The organism is Elusimicrobiota bacterium, from assembly GCA_028718185.1.
Lineage (GTDB): Bacteria > Elusimicrobiota > UBA8919 > UBA8919 > UBA8919 > JAQUMH01.
Genome location: JAQUMH010000005.1, coordinates 12,571 through 34,065 on the forward strand (window position 1 = coordinate 12,571; position 21,495 = coordinate 34,065).

Consider the following 21,495-nt stretch of genomic DNA (forward strand, 5'->3'; position numbering starts at 1 on the left):
ACTCCTTCCTATTTAGCTATTGGTATTGTAAAAGTGAATGTAGAACCTTTGCCGAGTTCGCTTTCAACCCGTATTTTGCCACCCTGTGCTTCTACAATCCCTTTTACAATTGATAGTCCAAGTCCCGTTCCTTTTTGACCTTTGATTTTTTCCTTTATTCCCCGTACCTGTTCAAATTTATTAAAAATTCTATTTAAGTCATCCTGAGGAATCCCAACACCGGTATCGGTAACGGAAACATAAATAAAGTCCGAGGTCCGAGGTCCGAGGTCCGAGGTCGAACTACTTTGGACATTGGACATTGGACTTCGGACATCTTTTGTTGTTATTTTTACCTTTCCGCCTTCCGGGGTGAATTTTATTGCGTTGCTTAAGAGATTTGTAATTATTTGTCTGGTTCTCTCGGCATCGGCAAAAATATGCGGCAAACCTTTTGAAATATCCAATTGCAGTTCTATTTTTTTATCATTGAATTGCGGCTCGAAAAGCTGGACAATCTGCTGTATTATTGGTAGCAATTCACAGGATTCCTTGTTTATTTCCATTTTCCCTCTTTCAATTTTAGCAACATCCAATAAATCATCAATAAAACGTGAAAGACGGGCTGTATTCTGGCTCATAATATTTAAGAATTCTTTCTGTTTATCCGTAAGTGTTCCTGCAGCTCCCTTAAAGAAAAGATTAATATACATACCCAAAGATGTCAGCGGAGAACGCAATTCGTGAGTTACGCTTGATACAAAATCATTTTTCATCTGGTCAAGTTCTTTCAGTTTTTCTGCCATTCTGTTAAACTGTTTTGCAAGAGTGCCTAATTCATCTTTACTGTTAACAAAAATAACCTGGTCCAGCTTACCCTGACCTATCAGTTCCGCCCCATCAGATATTTTTTTTATCGGACCTGTCATCATACCGGCAAGTATCAACCCGCAAATAACCCCGACAACCAATGCTATAATAGCTATCCCAAAAATCCTGTCACGGGTTTGGATTAAAACTTTTTTAATTTCATCATCTATAATTCCGCGGGAAAAACCCACTTTTGCTATACCGATAATCTTATCATCAACATTTACCGGTTCGGACATATCCTGAATTTTTTCGTCTTTTTCATCTTTACCACGAGCGTGTAAACCGCTTGTGGCACTATATGTCTTACCTAAGAGTTTTAAATCCGTGTGTGCAAGTATTTTATTGTTATTATCAACCAGCATCGCATAAACTACTCCTTTTGTTTCCTTAATCATCTTAAGATAATTCAAAAGCAGTATCTCGTCTTTTATAATCAATGACTCTTTACAGACTTGAGCGAAACTTTTAACCATAGTAACTTTACTTTGTTTCATTTCTTTTATTAAATGCTGTTCCTCAGCAATGAAAAGAAAAATACTTATCCCTGAAACAATTAAAAGCACTAATAAAACTGCTGATAAACTAAATTTTGTTCTTAATTTCATTGGACTTGTCCACAAAAAGCTTTATAATATTCCCCTCACCTTTCATCCTCTCCCCTTAGGGGAGAGGAAAGAGGTGAGGGGCTTTCATTAAACTTCGCTTTGCTACGCTTTACTTTATTTTTTCAATTCTTTTTTTGCTCTTTCCAGGTTTTTGGCGGCAGATTCATGTCCGGGATTTAATTTTAGCGCGTCTTCCCAGAATTTAATCGCCTCTTTCAGGTTTCCTTGATTGTATTCTATCAAACCTTTGTTATTGTATTCGTCCGCCAAAACTTTATTTTTTTCAAATTCTTCATTAACTTTTTCTTGGCATTTCTTTATATAATCCAGAGCTTCCTTATAATCCGGCACACATTCCAATGATTTATTCAAAACAGTTATCGCTTCTTTATAAAAACCGTTTTCAAAAAGTTTCTGCCCTTCTTTTAAATACATATTAGCAACCTTTTCTTTTGTCTTGGTTAAATAGTCATCTACTTTCAAAGTTCCATCCGATTTTTGAGATATTTCAGTAAACAATCCCAGTGCTTTTTTATAATTACCTTTATTATAAAATTCCAACGCCTTTTCATAAAGAATCTTATACCGTTCATCGAGTTTCCTTCTTTCCCTCTTTTCAATATCTATTTTCGCTTTAACAATATATTCTTTACTTGACGCATGTTCCGGGTCAAGCAATATAACTTTTTCCCAGATACTTATTGCATCTTCAAATTCGTCTCTATTATAAAATTCAAGCCCCTGGTTAAACAATATCTCTAATCTTTGTTTTTTTTCTTTAAGAAGCCCTTCCTGAACTTCAGCCAGATATTTTTTTGCCTGAACATTTTCTTTATCCACCAATAAGACACTTGTAAACTCTTGTTCTGCTTTTAAAAAATCGTTCTTTTCAAGATATTTCTTTCCGGAAACCAGGTGTTTTTCAATATTTGCTTCACTTATATGAACCGTGATTTTATCCAGATAATCTTTGGCTTCCTGATTGGTCGGGTCATAAACCAAAACATTTTTAAATTCTTCCTGCGCTTCTATCAAGTCCTTCTTTTCAAAATATCTTTTCCCTTTTTTCAGATATTTTTCAATTTTCTCATTTATTACATCAAGCTCGTGACTTTTTCCAAAATAAATATTCATACCGAAATGATGAGTATCGCCAAGAAGCCCGTAAGGGGCAAAAGCATAGTCAAAAGATATTTTTTCGTTCCCTACCCCGAACCCGAAACGGATTCCGTTTATATCCCTGAATTTATACCCGACCCTTAACATAAGCAAATCAAGAAACTGGTATTCAGTACCTACATTAAAATAACCAACCCTGTCTTTTGGAATATTATAGTCCACGTCAAATGTTAAATCATCGTTAAGAAATTTAGAACTGGCACCTAACTTAATATTGAGCGGTAATGGGTCTTCTGTGACTGAATTCCCTATGTTCTGTACTGCAACCGCTAAATTAACAGGTGCCGGTTTTTCTGCTTTAAAAAGCAATCCAACATCACCGGCTAAACATATAGTTTCGTCATCATCCAGTTTTTCCTGAATTACTTTGATGTTTGCACCGGCGGATAGTTTTTGATATAAGATATTTGAGTATGAAACAATAAAAGCCCGGTCAAACGTACTTATTTTATCAGTAGGAACACCCCCGGCATTATATCCCTCAATTTTACCAAAAGATAAATTATATAAACTCCCTGCGAAAGTACCGATATTAAGCGGCAGCACAAAAGATACCGTCTGGTAATCGATATCCTGGAACCATTTAAGATATTCTGCACTTACCCCTTTATATTTTACCTGTGAAAGCCCTGCGGGATTCCAATAAATTGCGTTCATATCGTCTGCAACAGCAGTAAACGCTTCACCCATACCGGCGCCACGAACACCTGTTGCAATTTTAAGAAAATTAAACGCAGTCGTTCCGGGCTCCCCGTATAGGAAGTAGGAAGTAGGAAGTAGGAAGTAGATAACAAACAACAAACAAAGGATATTATGATTATAATATGTTTTTTTCAATTTCATGTTATCAATATTCACAAAACAGTGCCGACCAAGGTCGGCAACTACACCAACATTGTAGTGGCAGAGCTTGCTCTGCCTACACCCTTCAATCTTTTAGTTGTCTCTTATTTTATCACTACTATTTTCCCGAACTTCTTTTCTCTTTCGTTTTTTATGTGATAAATGTATACACCACTCGCTAAAACATTGCCATCGTCAGTCCGGACATCCCACCTTTCAAGCGGGTTGCCGTCAGTGTGTTCAATTTGTTTGACTAATTCCCCGCTTATCGTGAAAATTTTTATTGTCGCATAAGACGATATATTCGTGAATGTTATCGCGGTATCCGTACCCACCCTGAACGGGACCGGATATGCATAAGCATTAGAAAGGTCGGTTGTATTTGTTCCCATCAATGCGAAAGTAGAGAAATGCGGGACATTTGCTGTAACTTTATTATTGGCTGCATCTACAATATAATCCGGTAATTTTACCCAAAGATTATCATTTTCATTTAAATAATAAATTGCAAGCATATTCTCTCTTACCGGGAAAGACATGCCGGTTACAATTCCATTTGTTTCAGTGTAAGGAATAGTAACTGTTACATCTGAAGAAAAATTATTAGTCACAAAATTACCGGAAACGTTATAGGCAGTAAATTCACGCACTGTTCCTTGTATAAAAGAATAAAATGGGTCATTAAAACTTGGGAGTTTAGCATTTGCCCGTTCAACCAGCGAAATCTTAGTTGTCGCCGTACTTCCTATAACATATACTTTTTCAGGAAACGCTCCCGGTGAAATAGTCACGCTGAATAATTCAGGATTTACCGGGTCTTTAACAATATTTGAAGCTCTATTATCCAAAATAGTACTGAACGTCCAGGTTTTTGAGTCACTCAATCTCTTGCCATATATGTCATATGCGGTGGTTGTTATAGTAACTTCATAAATATAATTATTCTTTAAAAGACTTGATGTAAAGGATAACTTCTTCTCACTACTTACATATTCTGCCGTCCCTGTAACTGCTAAATCAACATCGCTACTTTCACTGTTTCTTATTGCTTTTACAGATATAGCGCCTTCTGTAGTTGTTTTTTCCATATCCTCACTGAAATGGACATATATTGATTTGATTATATCTACTCCCAACGCTTTATCAGAAGGGAAAACTGATACTATTGCAGGTAAACTTCTAAAAGTACTAAAAGTCCATGTCTTCGAATCACTTAATCGCTTGCCATACACGTCATAAGCAATGGTTGATATAGTAACTTCATAAGTATAATTACTTTTTAAAAGGTTTGACGTAAAAGATAACTTTTTATCACTACTTGTATACTCAACAGTTCCTGCTACCGCTGTATCAACTACTATACCCTCATTGTTTCTTATTGCTTTTACGGATATAGCACCTTCTGTAGTTATCTCTTCCATATCATCACTAAAATACACATATATTGATGTGCTTACATTGACATCAGACGCGTTATCAGGTGGAAAAAATGAAACTATCACAGGTGAACTTGTAAAAGTACTGAATGTCCATGTCATTGAACTTTGCAAATAGTTACCGTATATATCATTTGCGATGGTTGATATGGCAACTTCATAAGTATAATTATTCTTTAAAAGATTTGAGGTGAAAGACAGCTTCTTATCGCTACTTGTATACTCCGCGATTCCTGCTACCCCTGTATCTACTACAATACCCTCATTGTTTCTTATTGCTTTTACAGATATTGCTCCCTCTGTAGTTGTTTTTTCCATATTTTCACTAAAATATACATAGATTGACGTGCTTATATGGACATTAGACGCGTTATCAGGCGGAGAAAATGTAACTATTGAAGGTACTGCCGCAACATTTAAATTTCCAGATAGTGAATTATTAGTTTCATCTGACTCACTTACTAAATTGGGATAATCCACAACAGAATAAATATTATGACTACCGGCTGTTGCTGTCCAAGTGGTTGAGACAACAACTGATTCTTCACTAAGCAGCGGTTTTTCAAATACATTTGAACTTATAAATATTCCTCCACCAGTTGGATTTCCATCATAAAAACTAACAATAGTTTGAGTGCATTGATATAATTTATAGTAAATCTCATTGATTCCTGAAACGCTTGTAGTTGAAGCCCAACTAAGCCCCATATCTATACTTCCTCCTACCTTATCTATTGCCACACCGCTTTTTAGTCCTATTCCATATGATACTGTAGAAGTACTTTCTATGCATAACCAGTACGTCGTCGAGGCACTTAAATATGGAGGCGAATCAAAAACAAATTCCTGCCAATGCTGATATGTCGTAGGATTGTTCAAAGGATTGGAAGTACCTACTACAGGGACTAATGCACCACTGGGTACTAAAGCACCAAAATATACATTGTTTTGACGTATTGTCACATTTATATAATTTGTTGTTATACCAGTAAGATTTCTAATTATGATTTCTGCTTTTCCTAAATACATGTTATATGGTAAAACAAAACAATTTGCATACCATACAGAAGAAGATAACGCTGTCGTGCCGCTTGAGGTCCATGCCTGATAAGAAGATGTCGCCGGTGTGAGAACTACCTGGTTGGAATAATTCTGGTCAATATTTCTAACCGTGGCGGAAATTGTGAGTACCTGATTATTTGAAGGTGTGTTATCATTGAAAGTTATATCGGATATTGTTAAATCCGGCAGAGCATGTAAATTGCAGGTAAAAAAGCAAAAGAATAGTATGAAAACCGGAACATTAAAGATACTAATTATAATTTTTCTTTTCATTTCAATAATCACTTATTTACTAAATAAATATAAGCATACAATCTATTTTAGTCATTGTCAAGTCATTTTTCATTGTAAAAATACACATTTATAACTAGAATCGTACAGAATTTATATATTTTGAATAGCAAGTTAATGTGTTACCGTTTGTTTTAAAAAATTTACTTTATTTTGAATATCTTTGTCATTTGGTGATAAACTCAAGGCAATTTCAAACCCTTGAAGTGCTTCATCATATCTTTTCAGACCACAATACGCAGTAGCAAGATTACAGTATGCTTCAAAATAATTTGGGTTTATTTTGAGTGCTTTTTGATATTCCTGAATTGCTTTATCATAGCTTTTCTGATTACAATACAAAACACCTAAATTGTTGTGTGCTTTTTCATCGTCTGGATTTAATTCTATAGCTTTTTGATATTCCTGAATCGCGCTATTGTAGTCTTTCAGAATACGATATAAAACCCCAAGATTATTATATACCGTCGCTTCGTTTGGACTTATTTCTATAACTTTTTGATATTCCTGAATTGCTTTAGCATATTCTTTTATATCAAGATATAAATTACCAAGCTCAAAATGTACTTTCGCATAATTTGGTTCTAGCTCGATGACTTTTTTGAAATGCTGTATTGCATTATTATAATCTTTCTGAATATAAAATAAAAAACCAAGGTTATAATGTGCATCCTTATATTTTGGACTTAAACATATAGCCTTTTGGTATTCATTAAGTGCTTTTTCATATTCTTTTTGTTCACAATATGAAACACCAAGATTGTTATATGCTCTACTATGTGGATAATATGAAACAACATCTTGCCATAAAGGAATAGATTTTTGATAAAGTTGATTTCTTTTTACAGTTATTATACCAAGAATAAGTATATTAATACATATTAAAATAATTGAAAAGTTAGGAAATTTTAAAGATTTAAAAAATGAAAGATAAGAAAATATAAGAATAAGATAAAAACCAAATCCTGCAAGATATAGTCTATTATCAACCATGGTGCTGGTTGTAGGGAAAAAACTTGATGTTGGCGATAATGTTATAAAATACCAAAGTATAGAAAATAAGATTATTTTTGATGTATCAGATTTTCTTTTGTACAGTTGATATGCAAATATAAAGATACTTATGATAATGATAATTGATAATATTTCTTTTAACTCGTATATTGATTTTATTATCAAGAATTGGCCACGATCTATAGATAATCCAATAGGCACAAAAAGTAACCAGAGATATTTCACTATCACATATGGTTGATTTATTAAATATATAAGCCGCCCCGGAAGGTTTTCTGCTTCTAAATCACCTATACTGCCAAAATAAAAATATCTGAATAGTAAAAAACCAACAAACAATATCCAGTATGGCACATGATAATATTTATTTTCGATAACTTTTTTTGCACTAAAATCACTTAAAATAATATAATCAAATAATAAGATTATTGCAGGTAAAGTAACAACATCTTGTCTTGCAAATAATGCCAGAATAAAACTCAGCAGTGAAAGAATATAAAAAGTTTTATTCTTTTCAAATGTCTTAATAAAAAATAATATTGATAGTAAATAAAAAAAGGTGGCTAAAAGAACAGACCGACTGAACAAATATGTTACTGAATTTGTATTTACAGGATGAATTGCAAAAAGTAGAGATACAAATAGAGAGAAAATAAAAGAATGATAAATTGAAAGATTTAAAAGATTAGTATATGAAAGTATTTTTTTAGTTAAAAAGAATATTAGAATTACATTAAATATGTGTATTATAAGGTTAAAAAGATGATAACCGAATGGATTTAATTTACCAATATAATAATTCAATGTAAATGTTAGATACACCAATGGTCTTGACGGGTCATTTCTTTCAAAAGTTTTATTAGCAGCTGAAGGATAAATAAGCTTAGTTGTAATGTTACTCAATTTTTTAATATCCGGGTTATCTACAATTTTCGATCTATCGTCCCATAAAAATGGAACTTTAAAAGAGTTATAATAGACAACTATTGTAGCAATTACTATTACTCCAATAGCAAACCATTGTTTCCATTGGTTATTTTGAACGTTATTTTTCATAAATCTTTCCATATTTTTATTTGGATTAAACTTTGCAATATATTATACTTTTACATTAAAACATTGAATTATCTCACATTTTCCAATAATTTTAATTTCCCATTCATTTTTTAGATTTTTGTATAGCTAAATTATAATTTTTATTAAATTCTTTAATATTCGGTTCCATTTCAACTGCTTTCTTAAATAAATTAACTGCATTTTCATATTTACCTAATTTATAGTAAATACTTCCCAAATTATTAAATGCTTCTGCATATTGAGGGTTAATCGCTATCTGTCTTTGCAATATATCAATTGCTTTTGAATACATCTTATTTTCTAAATAAATATATGCAAGATTTATATATGGATTACCACCTATAGGATTAATTTTAATAGCAATCTCATATTCTTTGATACTTTTTTCATAATCACCTTTTTCTTCATATAAAACACCTAAATTAAAATGTGAAACACTTAATTGAGATTCTTTATATAAATTCATACCAAATAAATCTTCATAAATATTTTTATTAACTCCCCAATAAAGCAAAATTAGCACAAGGATATATTTTACCAATTGCTTATACTGATTTTTTGTTATTATTATATATAAATGATATAGTGCACTACTTGCAAAAACTATTACTACCGGAGTTATAGGAAATCGATATTCAGAAACAACAAAAAAAAGCACAAGTGTCAGGACATAGAAAATAATATAAAAAATAAATAATAAAATCCCGTAATCTATAGAATTATTTTTAATTAGAATTATTATACCCAAAAGTGCAAGAGGAAAAATTATTCCAAAAGAAAAAGGCAACATTCTCAATAACGTAAATTTTTCCCTAAAAAAATAATAATTTAAATTTATTTGTGTTTCATAAGAATTACAAAATATTAAAAATTTGTTTAATATGCTTTTTAACCAACGATTTGGTTCATTCCTAATAAATTTAAAGCTTTCTGCATACCAAAATTTAGACGACTCTTTTGGTGTTAATTCCCTCCCTGCCCTCCTTTCTGACTCCCTAATAAAATCTTGTTGTTCATATTCTGTATTCATTCTACAAAATGGCACCGATAAGTACACCCCATTGATATAAGGATTATTGCCTGTATAAAAATTCATTCCACCATGTGCGGTTGATAATACAAACTCTCCTCCTATATGTTTATTCCTTAGAGCTACGGGAATTATTATCAACGATACACCCAAAACAAGAGTTACAATAGAACCAACAATTTTCTTTTTATCAATCCCATCTTTTTTACTTACTATCCATACCCATATAATAAGCAATGGTATTAATCCTAATATATTTGGCCGAAAATGTACGGAAAACCCTAGGAAAATACCAGAAAGGAAGAGAAATACATTTAATTTTTTATTCATCCAATTAATTAACATCAAAAGCATGAGCAGGTTAAAAATATTTATTACTGTAGCTTTTACTAATAGACCTTCATAAAAAATACTAATACTATATAATAACATTATAAAGGCAGATAAAATACCAATCGTTAAATTAAAAACTTTCTTTCCTAAAAAATAAATAAATACACATATCAAACTGCCCATAATGAACTGTAGCATAATTGGTATATCAATATTATAACCAAATATTAGATAGATAATACCTAATAAATATGGATAGCCTGGGCTCATAGTAAAAACCCCTCGGCTTTTGCCTAACCAATCACCTTTCGATATTTCTTGTGCCCAAATATCATAAAATTTAGCATCAAGAATTGAATTCTTAAATAAAATATTATCTTTTATTTGATAAAAATATATTAACCGAATTATTAATGCAAATAAAAATATAATTGCAGGTAAAAACCACTTTTTTTCAATAAGTTTCTTCATATATTTATTACATTAAATCCCATAACTCATTACAAAACTAAGAACGTTCCCATTTTTTATATAACCTTGATAAATAACATGCCAAATATCAATAGAGCAGTAAAAATAGTTATATACATTCCAATTTTGAACGAAATTGGTTTAAAAACAAATTCAACTATATGTTCCCCTTTGTTTAAAGCAATTGCTCTAAATAAATAATTCGCTCTTAATATCTTGCTTTCTTTTCCATCAACATAACACTTCCACCCGGGATAATATGTATCACTTAAAACTAAAAATCCATCATCTGTAAGATTTGCATTTATTAATACATCGGTGTTTTCATATTTTTCTATTTTCGCTACTGACCCTTTTGTAGAGATAGAACCATGATTTATGTTTTCTTCCAATATTACAGTTTTTAACGGGTCAAATTTATCAGATTGTAGAATTTCTAAAATTTTTGTATCGTCAGAAATAATCTCTGCTTTAGGTATAATATACGATTTTGGAGTAAATTGTTTGTTTTCATAAAAATAGAAATCACCTGCAATCTCAGGTTTTTCTTTTAAATAATTTGTATCTACTGAATATCCACTAATTATATATTTAACATTTTGTAGTCCTAAAAACCGCGCAGCAGAAAATGGTAAAACTATTTTTTTATAACCTTCAAAATTACCAAATATAAGCGAATTAAAATATTTTTCATTAAATATATTTACTCGTTTCATTGAAAGCACAGTAGCTACCGACACGGAAGATATATGGTATACCATGTTAAAATTAGGAATTATGAAATTTCTCATCCAAAAATAAGGATGCATTCCTGAAGAATATCCTTTAAATCGCTTAAACAATCTTTGTTGCACTTCTGTTGTGAAACTTTCTGTTCTAAACACATCTTTATCTGATTTTAAAAACTCAGCACTTTTAGGAACTGAAAACCACTTTCGGATATCATATGTTGGATTTTGTTTTATTCCAAATTTAAATAAATCAATTACTACAAATAAAATCAATATAATCAAATATCTGTGATATTTTTTCGGGATTTTTTCAAGAACTATCTCTACACCGAATCCTGCAATAATACAAACCACTAAAGCATTTATGAATAAAATACGCTGATGAATCCTGAAATACTTAAAACCAGGAAGTATATTTTGGAATATATTTGTTAAATGAAATGCATTGTGTAATGCAATGGTAATAGAAACTATTATTAAAACTAAAAATAATTTTAACTGTAAATTATCCTTAAACTTAAACATTAACGCAATTATCATAAATATTATTGGCAAAATCCCAACATAAAATATATTTTCCCAGAAAAGAACGCCTTCGTACGGGTAAGGACAAGTGCCGTCAACAATATTTCCATAATAAAATGGGAGAATAAATTGGATAATATGTTTAATTTTATATGGATAATTATTTGATAAGTCCCCTATTATTTTTGAATCTGTAGCACGATAACTTTCTCGAACCAACTCATATGTTGGAACCAATTGTATCGCGGAAAGACCTATTCCAATCACCATAATGATACCTATAGATAACAATATGGGGGTAATCCTCTTTTTCCTAAAAATACCAAATAAAAAGTAGATTAAAATCGCTATAAAAGAATAATATGGTATCTGTGGATGCCCTGCTAATATTTGAAATGAAAAAACTACTCCGGTTAAAATTATATAAATTATTTTATCCGTCTTAAAATACTTTTCTACTAAATAAAACAAAAGTGGTACCCAACATGCTGCTTGTATCATATTAAGATGTCTTACATGCAAAATAAAAAAGCCTGAAAACATAAATGATATCGCTGAAAAAAGCGAAGCAGTTTTACCTAAACCCAATAAGCGAACATAGAAATATGTAAATATTCCTACCAAATAAAATGTTAATATAACACTATAATTAAAAGCAATAGGTGAAGGTAAAATCCGGAAAAGTAATAGATTCAGAGGATAGCAAAACCCACCTTGTCCTTCTGCATGTATTGGATAGCCACACTGTATATCAGATGTCCATAAAAAAGATTTATTTTGTTTCAAACATTCAGACAGAAAATTCTTATATGGGTAATTGATACCCATTGTGTCATTTGAATATATATCAGGTGTTATGAATATTTCTTGTAAAGTGGCTGCTTTCCAAAAGAAAATGAATACTAAAATAAATAATAAAAAGGATACGAGAAAATATTCTTTTGTCTTATTCATAATTTTAAATTATTTTAAATCTATAAAACGAAGGACATCCCCGTTCTATAATCCTCTTAACCATTCGGGTTTTAATTTCTTTTTGCCTTTAATGGCGGATTCAAGCATATTCAATAAATTCTTTTTATCGTTGGGGAACCGGCCCTCGAGAGGCAAATGATTTGATGCGTGGTTGCTGCGAAAAATAGTTTTTTTCAGTTCAAGACCTTCAATAATATCGTATGTTTCTTTTACTAATTCAGCGGGGGTTAATTCTTCAAAATCACCTTTTTTAGCTTCTTTATATAAAGGTGTGTCGGGGATAAGCATAAGAGAAAGAAAAGAAAGATACCTGGGCTGCATTTTATTAAGAGCTTTTATTGTATCAGTAACGTGTTCTTTAGAATATTTCCTGCCACCTAATCCGAGCAGGACAATAACCGAAGATTTTATTCCTGCATCAGAAGCTCTGCTTACTGCTTCTATCATCTCTTGGACACTTGAAGATTTCTTACATCTATTTAATATATTCTGATTACCGCTTTCAAGCCCCATATATATTAAAGTTAATTTATTGTCAGAAATCTCTTTTAGTTCAGTATCGCTTTTTTTTGTAATATTATAACCGTTAGCATAACTGGAGACACGCGAAAGTTCGGGGAAGGTTTTATTGAGTTTTTCTAAAACAGGCAGGAGTTTGCTGTTTGATAAAACCAGTGCATCGCCGTCTAAAAGAAACACGCGCTTGGTATTCGGGCATACCCGACTATATTTTTCTATTTCAGATTCTATTTCCGGATATTCTAAAATACTAAAAGGCATTCCCTGATATGCCCCGCAAAAACTGCAGGTATTGGCAGAACACCCCGTTGTTACAGGCAACAGAAAGCTATCTCTCTCAGCCGGAGGTCTTATTGTCATTTTTATCAGACCTATTCACTAATCCCCTCACCTTTTATCCTCTCCCCATAGGCGGAGAGGAAATAAATGAGTAATCTTCTCTCCTGTGAGGAGAAGAAAGAGTTGAGGGGTATTTCAAGCAGAAGACTTTTTATTTTTATAAAAAATAATACTCCAAATAACTAAAATAATCAGAGCGATAAGAACTAAAATTATATTTTTTCCAAAACTTACTTTACCCCATAGTTTATCTTCATACATTTCAAAAAACAATGGGAAAAGTAAAATCAGCAATAATAAATTTGTCTCATTTTTTAATACTTTATTCCAATTAAACAATCTATTGGGTTTTCTGAAATTTTTTATCTTAGGGAAAAAAGCAGTGACTGATTTCCTATAATTATCATAAGCAACACCGAACTTAAGAAAAAGATAGGACTCTTCTGCTTTTATTATAAAATAATATTCAACAAAAAACCAAAGGACTATCGTAAAGAAAAAGTTTATTTCCCACCAGATAATCATAAATCCCAGCCATATCAGAAAATTTGCAAAATATAACGGGTTCCTGCACATCAGGTAAGCACCGTCAGTAACAACTTCTGACACGGAAATTACCGTTCCCCTTCCGCTTGTTCCCGGTTTTTTATACCCTATAACTAACACCCTTAAAGAAAAACCGACTAACGCCACCAAAACACCAAAAATATCCGTAATGTAATCCATTTTCATAGAATCGAATGGCATCACGGGACCCATAAATATTACCAGCAATATCAAAATCGGGACAAACAAATAACTCCTGTACTTAAAAAACCAATTACCGATTGCAATTGTCAAATTATCAATTTCCATTTTTTTGTTTCCTCACTTTATTAAATATGAAATGTGTAAAGAAAAGTTTTAGGGTTTTAGAGTTTTAGGGTTATAGGGTTCTAACTCTATGAACTCTACGAACTCTATAACTCTATAACGCTTTCCTTACACTGCGAGTTTTTCTATTAGTTTTAATGTGTCTTTATCGATTGACTTCCTTCCGGAAACTACCTGTTCTACCGGCAGTGATTTTATTTTTCCTTTCTGTAACACAACTACTTTATTCTTAATTCCCTTTAAAATTAAATCCACTGCGTAACTCCCAAACTTGGATGCAAGATTTCTGCTCCTCCCGGATGGATTACCACCGCGCTGGATATAGCCAAGATTGCTTACTTTTACTTCAATACCGGTACATTTATTAATTTGACCTGCAACCTGCTTAGCATCCCCGCAGCCTTCAGCAAAAACTATTATTACTGATGTCTTTTTCTTTTTCTGGTCTTTTTTTAATTCTTCACAAATATTTTCAATATTGTATTTAACCTCAGGTATAAAAACAAATTCGGCACCTGATGCAAGTCCTATTTCTAAAGCAAGAAATCCATGTTCCCTGCCCATAACTTCAACTATAAAAACTCTGTCAAAACTGGTGGCTGTATCTCTTATTTTATCAATAGCATCAACTGCCGTGTCAATTGCAGTATCAAATCCTATTGTTTCATCTGTCCCGTAAACATCATTATCAATGCTTGCCGGAATACCAATAACAGGAATACCATACTTTGAAATTCTTTTTGCCGCGGTAATTGAACCATCACCGCCGATTGCAACTAGATAATCAATATCGTTATCCTTCAGAGTTTTTACTGCTTTTAGTAAACCTGAATCTGTTCTAATTTCCTTACATCTTGAACTTTTTAGAATTGTGCCGCCATGGTAAATTATTCCGCTGACAGAACGAGGTCCCATCTTAAAAATATTTTCTTTAATAAGTCCTTCATAACCGTTCAACACTCCATAAACTTCAAGCCCTTCAGTACCGGAACGACGGACAATCGCCCTTATACAGGCATTCATTCCCGGGGCATCACCTCCGGGTGTAACTATTGCTATTCTTTTCATTTTTGAGTCCTCTCTTAACTAAATATGTGTAATATGTAAAGAAAAGTTTTAGGGTTTTAGGGTTTTAACTCTATGAACTCTATAACCCTATAACTCTATAACTCTTTAACGCTTTTTCTTATTTTGTTATATTTTCAATTCTACCTTCAACCTGGGCTTTTATTGGTGAATGGCTTTTTACAAATTGAATTTGCGCTTCTGTATCAATAATTCCGGTATCGTGAGTATTTTTTCCTTTTTTAAACACGCTAAAGCTATCGCCGCCCTTAACAAGGAATGAATTCGTAGCAACTTTATAATACTTTTTTAGATCTATCGGATTATCACCAATATTAACTTCTATTATCCTTTCGCCTTCGTCTTTATCCATATCATATTTATACTTTAACCCGGAAACTTGTAATGTAACTGCCTTGCCGGAAACAGATTTTTCTAAAATTCCTCTTATCTGAGCACCTGTGAGCTGTAATGTAAAAATCGTATTCCTAAACGGTGAAAGTTCATAAATATTTCGTATTGTAATTTTGCCCTCGGGAAGGTCGGCACGAATACCGCCTATATTCTGGAATGCAACATCAGAATCAGTGATTTTTCTGAATACATCTGCCTGCCAATTACCAAGCGGCAACTCACCGTTTTTTAGTAAATTTTTTGTAAGCGAATGTGAAAGAAACTGTTCCGAGGTCCCGATAACAGTCTCCATTTTTCCAGAAATGTCTTTTGTCAAATTGTCTATTATTTTTTTAAATTCTAAGTCTTCGCCGTATTTTTTCTTTGTAAGCGAGACCAATTTGCATTTTAAATTAACAATTTTTTTATTCCTGATTTTAAGTATTGTTTGACCTACACATCTACCGTTACCACCTGCCTGAACAATAATAGTATTTTTGACTTTTATAGGATTTTTTAGAAATGTGTGGGTATGCCCGCCAATAATCATATCAATACCTTCAACATTTTTGGCAAGGAATACGTCGTCTTCAAAATCATTTTCTTCTGAAAGACCTATGTGGGTAAGTAATACAATTATATCCGCCTTTTTCTTTAGTTGAGGAATATATTTTTTGGCGACATCTACTTCTCTCTTAAATTGCAGTCCTCTACTCACTTCCGGTATTGTTATATATGGCATTGCAGAAGTCGTTAAGCCCAAAACGGCTATTTTAATACCTTTTATTTCTTTTATAAAATACGATTCCATCCATTTAGGCGTTTGCCCGGTCTTTTTATCAACAATATTTGCGCCCAATACCGAAAAATTAGCCATTTCAATAAGTTTTTTCAGCTGTGTTTGGCCCTTGTCAAATTCATGATTACCAATTGTCATCGCATCGTAACCGAGCTCGTTCATAATCTTTATTATAATTTCACCGTCACCTAAATCACCCTCCGGTGTCCCCTGGAAAATGTCACCGGCATCCAATAACATATACGGTTTCTTCTGTTTTTTCAGGAAATTGGACAGAATGGCACTGCCGCCAATATCCCCACCAAAATTGTCCGGTGATGATAAAATATGCCCGTGCACATCATTTGTATTAAGAATAGTTATTTGTGTAGTTGTTAATCCAAGATACAGAAAATACAAAACACCAACAAAAATTATTGTTATACACCAAAATAATAACTTTTTTAAGTTTTTCATATATGTTAATTTAGCATCTCGTTCTTCATATATTATTAGAAACCGGAAAAATCAAATATGTGTGAAGCATTTTCATTCTCCACTACTTAAGTCTATATTTGACTGACCGTCCTTTGCCTTCAATTATTAAAATACTCCTATCAACCAATTTTTGCAGGTCAGTTTGAGCGGTTTTATTGGAAACATGAAAAAGTTTTCTATAATTTTTATTTGTTACATTCCCATTTCGCTGGATATACGAAACAACAGAAATCTGCCTAGGGTTTAAGTCTTTTGGGACTCCTTCCTGTTTTAATTCCTTTATCTTTTCTATTTCATTTTTTACCCTTTCAAGTTCAAAAACCATTCCCTCCAGAAAATATTCAAGCCATTCAGTTAAATCCCCGTTATTTTTTTGTACGGACTCTATCGCGCAGTAGTACCTTTCTCTGTCTCTCTCATAATATTCTTCAAGAGCAAATAACTTACGGATGTCATAACTGTTTAAGTAAAGAACCAACATTGTAAGTGCGCGTGAACAACGACCGTTGCCATCCATAAATGGATGTATCCTCACGAGTTCATAATGAGAGATTCCCGCTTTCAACAATAAATGTATTTCCTTTTCTGCGTTTAAAAAAGTAACAAACTCATCCATCATGCCATAAACATGTTCAGCTGCAGGCGGTAAATAAACTACTTCACCGGTCGAAGTGTCTTTTATGACATTTTGTTGGTTGCGATATTCACCTTTCAGACTGCCTGAAAGGATTCCGTCCATTGTAATGTAATGCATTTTTAAAATTATTTTATGACTTATCGTTTTTTCTATCTCACTGATTTTTTCTATATAATCAAGCACATTAAAATAATTATGCACTTCCTTTACGTCCTTTTCAGTTGCTCCTGTAACTTTCTCGTTTTTTGATACCTTTTCCACTTGATTTAATGTCAGACGGTTGCCTTCAATCGCGGTAGAATAATGACTGCTTTTAATTTTCGCTTTATGTCGAAGTTTTTTCTCCCAGATTGGAAGAATATCCGCTTTTGATATGTAAGAGTTCAACGACTCTATCTTTGAAATAGCGTTTAATATGCGGTTGGTAATCGTGTAATTTGGTTTATATGCCATATATCATATTTTAGTATATATTATACGATAAATAAGAATAATTATCAAGCATAAAATCGTGTAATAATCGTGTAATACGATTTGGGAAATGTAAGAATGCCTTTAGCATTTTTATATGTTTTTTTATAAAGAAACCAAAACCGTTGTCCCCTATTTCTAAAGATCTATTCCAATGTTTTACTAGACATTTTTTTTATAGATTTTTCGTATTCTACAATCAATTCTTTGCATATCTTCAAATGTTCATGTAATCTTTCATAACCAGTATCACTCCATTTTTGCTTTATCTGAACAGGATATTGATCATTTACAAAATATTTAAAACCTATTAATTGTCTGTTAATACATTCATAAGCTACTTTTGAATTTGTATTTCCTAGTAATATTGTAATTTCTTTAATTTTTTCTATCTTGTCATATATATAATGCAAATTGCGTCCACCACCTTCAAGATCAACAGATCCATCTATAAATTTTGGTTTCAAATAAAGCAGCAGTATTTCTGCAGAATCAATTGAGTCAAGATCTGTAATATTTTTTACTAAATATGACCAGAATTTATCGCGAACATACTTATCGTTAAATAACAATAAAACCTCAGATTTATTTAAGGATGCTTCCATCCCGCAAAGCGCTTCTAAAGCAGGTAACTTTTCATATGGATCTGTAATCATTTTTTTTAAGATAGGAATTGCTTCTTTATCTCTTATATTCTGAATAATTTGGTACGAAAGGAATCTATAAGGATACGTACTATAAAAGTAACCAATCCCATGCCCAATAAAAATTAGATGAAATTTTCTCTCACCTTCTAAATAAATGGCATATGGAATAATGGATTTACCATATTTTGACAAATTCTCATTTTTAATTTCTGATGATAATATTTTATTCACCGAACTGTCAAAAAAGTATTTCTTCCCTTTAATTGTTTCTACCACATCTTTAACTACTTTCCTTGAATCTTTAAATTCACTTTCTGAATAATATTTTCTATAATTTTTGTTATTTGTTATTATAATACCCTTCGTACTAAAAAAGGCAATGGTAAACCATAATAATAATGAGCCTAAGAAAGTAAATAATAATCCAATAAGTTTATCTTCAGTATATTTGTGTATAAAAAATCTAATAAAATAGATTGGGATTGTAGTAAATAACGAAATAAAAAACACAAATATTAAAATATATGGGCTCAATAGTCCTATTAGAAAATGTCCACTGTTTTGTATAGTTGCCAAAATATACCCGCATGCTAATAACAATAGATATGCGTTTCCGATATCTTTTAAAAACCCTAATGAAGATGTTCTTAATTTATCAACTTTTTTAATATTATTCTTTTCAATTGTTGTACCTATTTCATATGTACAAAAAGAGCAAAATTTAGAATCATTATCTATTTCTTTACCACAATTCTGGCATATCATTTTATTAATCCTTCTTGTTATATTAGTATTGATTACTGTTCAGGGATGGAGTAATCTTCTGCAATTTAATTGTTTTGACTTATTGCAGGATACTAATATTATAATTTTACAATTTTTAACCGGAAAATCAATCATATTTATCTTAATTCATTTGACATCTTAGCATTTTTTATCTATAATTTTTTTATGGTGAAAGAAACTAATATGATGTTTCCGGAAGATGAGATTACTAGTTTTAAGATAAACCGGATTATCAAACGGGACGGTAGGATTGTCGCTTTTGATAAGGATAAAATTATAGATGCGATTTTCCGGGCGGCTGTTGAAGTCGGCGGGGGCAACAGGGAATTAGCGGACAGTCTTGCTAATAAAGTTGTCGCTATGATTAACCGGACATATTCACAGGATGCGATACCGTCAGTAGAAGAAATACAGGATTTAGTTGAAAAGGCACTTGTTGAAAATGGGCATTACACAACTGCGAAAGCGTTTATTTTGTATCGTGCAGAACATAAACGGCTGCGTGAAGGCAAGCAGGAAAAAATAATTGTTCAGGATAACATACCGTACAAAATTTTGTGGAAGTTTTTTACATGGAATGTCGACCATAACTGCGATTCGGCTGAAAAACTTAACAAACAGGTAAAAGATGGGACTATTAAAAAACTTATAAGTGACGCAGAGAAATTATATCATTCGGAAATTGAAAAAGTTGCACAACGGATTGTTGCCGATAAAGATAAAATACGGATGGTTATAGTAGCAGGACCATCATCAAGCGGGAAGACGACAACTACTACTAAAATCGGGGAAGTTCTGAAAAAGGAAAACTTGGATTTTATTCTGCTTAATCTTGACAATTATTTTAAGGATATTGAAGAACACCCGAAAGATGAATATGGTGATTATGATTTTGAAGCCCCGCAGGCACTGGATTTGGCTTTAATAAATGAACATTTGTCTGCTTTAATAGAAGGCAAGACAGTAAAAATGCCTTTTTATGATTTCAAAACGGGCAAAAGATTTCTTAATAAAACAGAGTTTAAACTTGAACCAAACCAGATACTTCTTATTGATTCCCTGCACGGGTTATATGATGAATTAACCAAAAGTATACCGCACAGCATGAAATTCAAGTTCTACATAGAAGCAATCTGCCAGATAAGAGATAAAGAAGGTGAATTTGTGAGATGGTCTGATTTAAGAATGCTTAGAAGAATGGTGCGCGACTCGTGGCACAGGTCGTATGACCCGGTCAGGACTGTCGGGCACTGGCACTATGTTCGAAGAAGCGAGATGAAATATATTGTCCCGTTTATTAACAAGGTTGATTATGTTTTTAACGGTGCGCTACCATTTGAACTGCCAATACATAGAAAGTTTATGATGAATAAGTTCCCGGAAATTATTAAAGCATATGAAAGCGACCCGCATAAGCTTGATGCTTACATCAGGGCAAAAAGGGTTTACAAACTTCTTGGTGAGTTTGAAGATTTGGATGAATCGCTTGTGCCTAAAAACTCGTTATTGAGGGAGTTTATCGGCGGAAGTTCTTATAAATATTAAAGACAGAAATTGCCGCAAAAATTTTAACTATATCGCCTACCACAAATGGAAGCATACCTAAAATTATCGCCCGCTTAAAACTACCTACGAAGAAAGCAAGATTTACTGCCCCGCAAAACAGGAGAACGAAGTCACTCAGCAATAAAATATAAAATATCTTCCAGTTTTTTTCTAATAGAAACCCGGTAAGCCAGGATGCTACAATAAAACCGATAATATAACCGCCGGTCGGTCCTAAAAGCGCGCCTGTGTTTGTAAATAAAGGAAGACCGAGTCCGCCAAGTAATAAATACGATATCTGTGAAACTCCGCCTAACTTTTTGCCCATTACTAACCCGCTTAAAAGAACAAAAAATGTCTGCAATGTTATCGGGACCGGGGTAAATGGCAAAGGGATACGGACATACGCACCAAATGTTGTCGCCAAAACAAAAAATGAAACACCGATTGCTTTTACAACTTTTGCATCGTTAGTAATGCTACGGTTGAGAACTGCTGTGGACATAAAAACCTACCAAGT

The 21,495-nt window shown here is 32.5% G+C and carries 14 protein-coding genes; 1 reads left to right on the forward strand and 13 read right to left on the reverse strand.

Translation table 11 applies throughout. The features are described from left to right. Nucleotides 1-8: 8 nt before the first annotated feature. The 12 genes from PHE88_07740 to PHE88_07795 all read right to left on the reverse strand — a co-directional run bounded on the left by PHE88_07740 (nt 9) and on the right by PHE88_07795 (nt 19,409). A complete protein-coding gene (locus tag PHE88_07740) occupies nt 9-1,457 on the reverse strand; it encodes an ATP-binding protein (protein ID MDD5687704.1) in 1,449 nt (482 codons plus the stop codon). 114 nt (nt 1,458-1,571) lie between these two features. Further along, nucleotides 1,572-3,479 (reverse strand): PorV/PorQ family protein, encoded by a 1,908-nt coding sequence (locus PHE88_07745; GenBank protein MDD5687705.1) that lies wholly within the window; start codon nt 3,477-3,479, stop codon nt 1,572-1,574. 104 nt (nt 3,480-3,583) lie between these two features. Next, nucleotides 3,584-6,250 carry an Ig-like domain-containing protein gene (locus PHE88_07750; GenBank protein MDD5687706.1) on the reverse strand — a complete coding sequence of 889 codons (2,667 nt, stop codon included), beginning with the start codon at nt 6,248-6,250 and terminating at the stop codon, nt 3,584-3,586. Between the two features lie 132 nt (nt 6,251-6,382). Further along, nucleotides 6,383-8,338 carry a tetratricopeptide repeat protein gene (locus tag PHE88_07755; protein MDD5687707.1) on the reverse strand — a complete coding sequence of 652 codons (1,956 nt, stop codon included), beginning with the start codon at nt 8,336-8,338 and terminating at the stop codon, nt 6,383-6,385. 103 nt (nt 8,339-8,441) lie between these two features. Beyond that, complete coding sequence (locus PHE88_07760) at nt 8,442-10,193, reverse strand: tetratricopeptide repeat protein (GenBank protein MDD5687708.1); 1,752 nt, start codon at nt 10,191-10,193, stop codon at nt 8,442-8,444. A gap of 56 nt (nt 10,194-10,249) precedes the next feature. Then, on the reverse strand, nt 10,250-12,403 hold the full coding sequence (locus tag PHE88_07765) for a YfhO family protein (GenBank protein ID MDD5687709.1): 2,154 nt from the start codon (nt 12,401-12,403) through the stop codon (nt 10,250-10,252). 45 nt (nt 12,404-12,448) lie between these two features. Beyond that, nucleotides 12,449-13,303 (reverse strand): radical SAM protein, encoded by an 855-nt coding sequence (locus tag PHE88_07770; GenBank protein ID MDD5687710.1) that lies wholly within the window; start codon nt 13,301-13,303, stop codon nt 12,449-12,451. 114 nt (nt 13,304-13,417) lie between these two features. Further along, entirely contained in the window at nt 13,418-14,137 is a 720-nt protein-coding gene (locus PHE88_07775) for an isoprenylcysteine carboxylmethyltransferase family protein (GenBank protein ID MDD5687711.1), read from the reverse strand. 126 nt (nt 14,138-14,263) lie between these two features. Continuing rightward, on the reverse strand, nt 14,264-15,223 hold the full coding sequence (locus PHE88_07780; GenBank protein ID MDD5687712.1) for an ATP-dependent 6-phosphofructokinase: 960 nt from the start codon (nt 15,221-15,223) through the stop codon (nt 14,264-14,266). Between the two features lie 118 nt (nt 15,224-15,341). Further along, nucleotides 15,342-16,868: a bifunctional UDP-sugar hydrolase/5'-nucleotidase gene (locus PHE88_07785; GenBank protein ID MDD5687713.1), complete on the reverse strand. Its 1,527-nt coding sequence runs from the start codon at nt 16,866-16,868 to the stop codon at nt 15,342-15,344. 82 nt (nt 16,869-16,950) lie between these two features. Next, a complete protein-coding gene (locus PHE88_07790; protein ID MDD5687714.1) occupies nt 16,951-17,979 on the reverse strand; it encodes a Fic family protein in 1,029 nt (342 codons plus the stop codon). Between the two features lie 164 nt (nt 17,980-18,143). Continuing rightward, a complete protein-coding gene (locus tag PHE88_07795) occupies nt 18,144-19,409 on the reverse strand; it encodes a zinc ribbon domain-containing protein (GenBank protein MDD5687715.1) in 1,266 nt (421 codons plus the stop codon). 186 nt (nt 19,410-19,595) lie between these two features. On the opposite strand from PHE88_07795, the gene PHE88_07800 reads away from it, so the two are divergent. After that, nucleotides 19,596-20,975, forward strand: a complete 1,380-nt coding sequence (locus PHE88_07800) for an ATP cone domain-containing protein (GenBank protein MDD5687716.1) — start codon at nt 19,596-19,598, stop codon at nt 20,973-20,975. Here the strand turns inward: PHE88_07800 and PHE88_07805 are convergent. Next, the gene (locus PHE88_07805) at nt 20,947-21,480 is read right to left on the reverse strand and encodes a biotin transporter BioY (GenBank protein MDD5687717.1); all 534 of its coding nucleotides are present in this window, start codon (nt 21,478-21,480) and stop codon (nt 20,947-20,949) included. The two genes, PHE88_07800 and PHE88_07805, sit on opposite strands and share 29 nt — an antisense overlap. Nucleotides 21,481-21,495: the final 15 nt, after the last annotated feature.

Excerpts from the sequence above, each read along its gene's own strand:
- PHE88_07740 (MDD5687704.1), bottom strand. The coding sequence starts at position 1,457 with ATGAAATTAAGAACAAAATTTAGTTTATCAGCAGTTTTATTAGTGCTT.
- PHE88_07785 (MDD5687713.1), bottom strand. The coding sequence starts at position 16,868 with ATGAAAAACTTAAAAAAGTTATTATTTTGGTGTATAACAATAATTTTT.
- PHE88_07800 (MDD5687716.1), top strand. The coding sequence starts at position 19,596 with ATGGTGAAAGAAACTAATATGATGTTTCCGGAAGATGAGATTACTAGT.
- PHE88_07755 (MDD5687707.1), bottom strand. The coding sequence starts at position 8,338 with ATGAAAAATAACGTTCAAAATAACCAATGGAAACAATGGTTTGCTATT.
- PHE88_07745 (MDD5687705.1), bottom strand. The coding sequence starts at position 3,479 with ATGAAATTGAAAAAAACATATTATAATCATAATATCCTTTGTTTGTTG.
- PHE88_07760 (MDD5687708.1), bottom strand. The coding sequence starts at position 10,193 with ATGAAGAAACTTATTGAAAAAAAGTGGTTTTTACCTGCAATTATATTT.
- PHE88_07805 (MDD5687717.1), bottom strand. The coding sequence starts at position 21,480 with ATGTCCACAGCAGTTCTCAACCGTAGCATTACTAACGATGCAAAAGTT.
- PHE88_07775 (MDD5687711.1), bottom strand. The coding sequence starts at position 14,137 with ATGGAAATTGATAATTTGACAATTGCAATCGGTAATTGGTTTTTTAAG.
- PHE88_07790 (MDD5687714.1), bottom strand. The coding sequence starts at position 17,979 with ATGGCATATAAACCAAATTACACGATTACCAACCGCATATTAAACGCT.
- PHE88_07795 (MDD5687715.1), bottom strand. The coding sequence starts at position 19,409 with ATGATATGCCAGAATTGTGGTAAAGAAATAGATAATGATTCTAAATTT.
- PHE88_07780 (MDD5687712.1), bottom strand. The coding sequence starts at position 15,223 with ATGAAAAGAATAGCAATAGTTACACCCGGAGGTGATGCCCCGGGAATG.
- PHE88_07770 (MDD5687710.1), bottom strand. The coding sequence starts at position 13,303 with ATGACAATAAGACCTCCGGCTGAGAGAGATAGCTTTCTGTTGCCTGTA.
- PHE88_07765 (MDD5687709.1), bottom strand. The coding sequence starts at position 12,403 with ATGAATAAGACAAAAGAATATTTTCTCGTATCCTTTTTATTATTTATT.
- PHE88_07750 (MDD5687706.1), bottom strand. The coding sequence starts at position 6,250 with ATGAAAAGAAAAATTATAATTAGTATCTTTAATGTTCCGGTTTTCATA.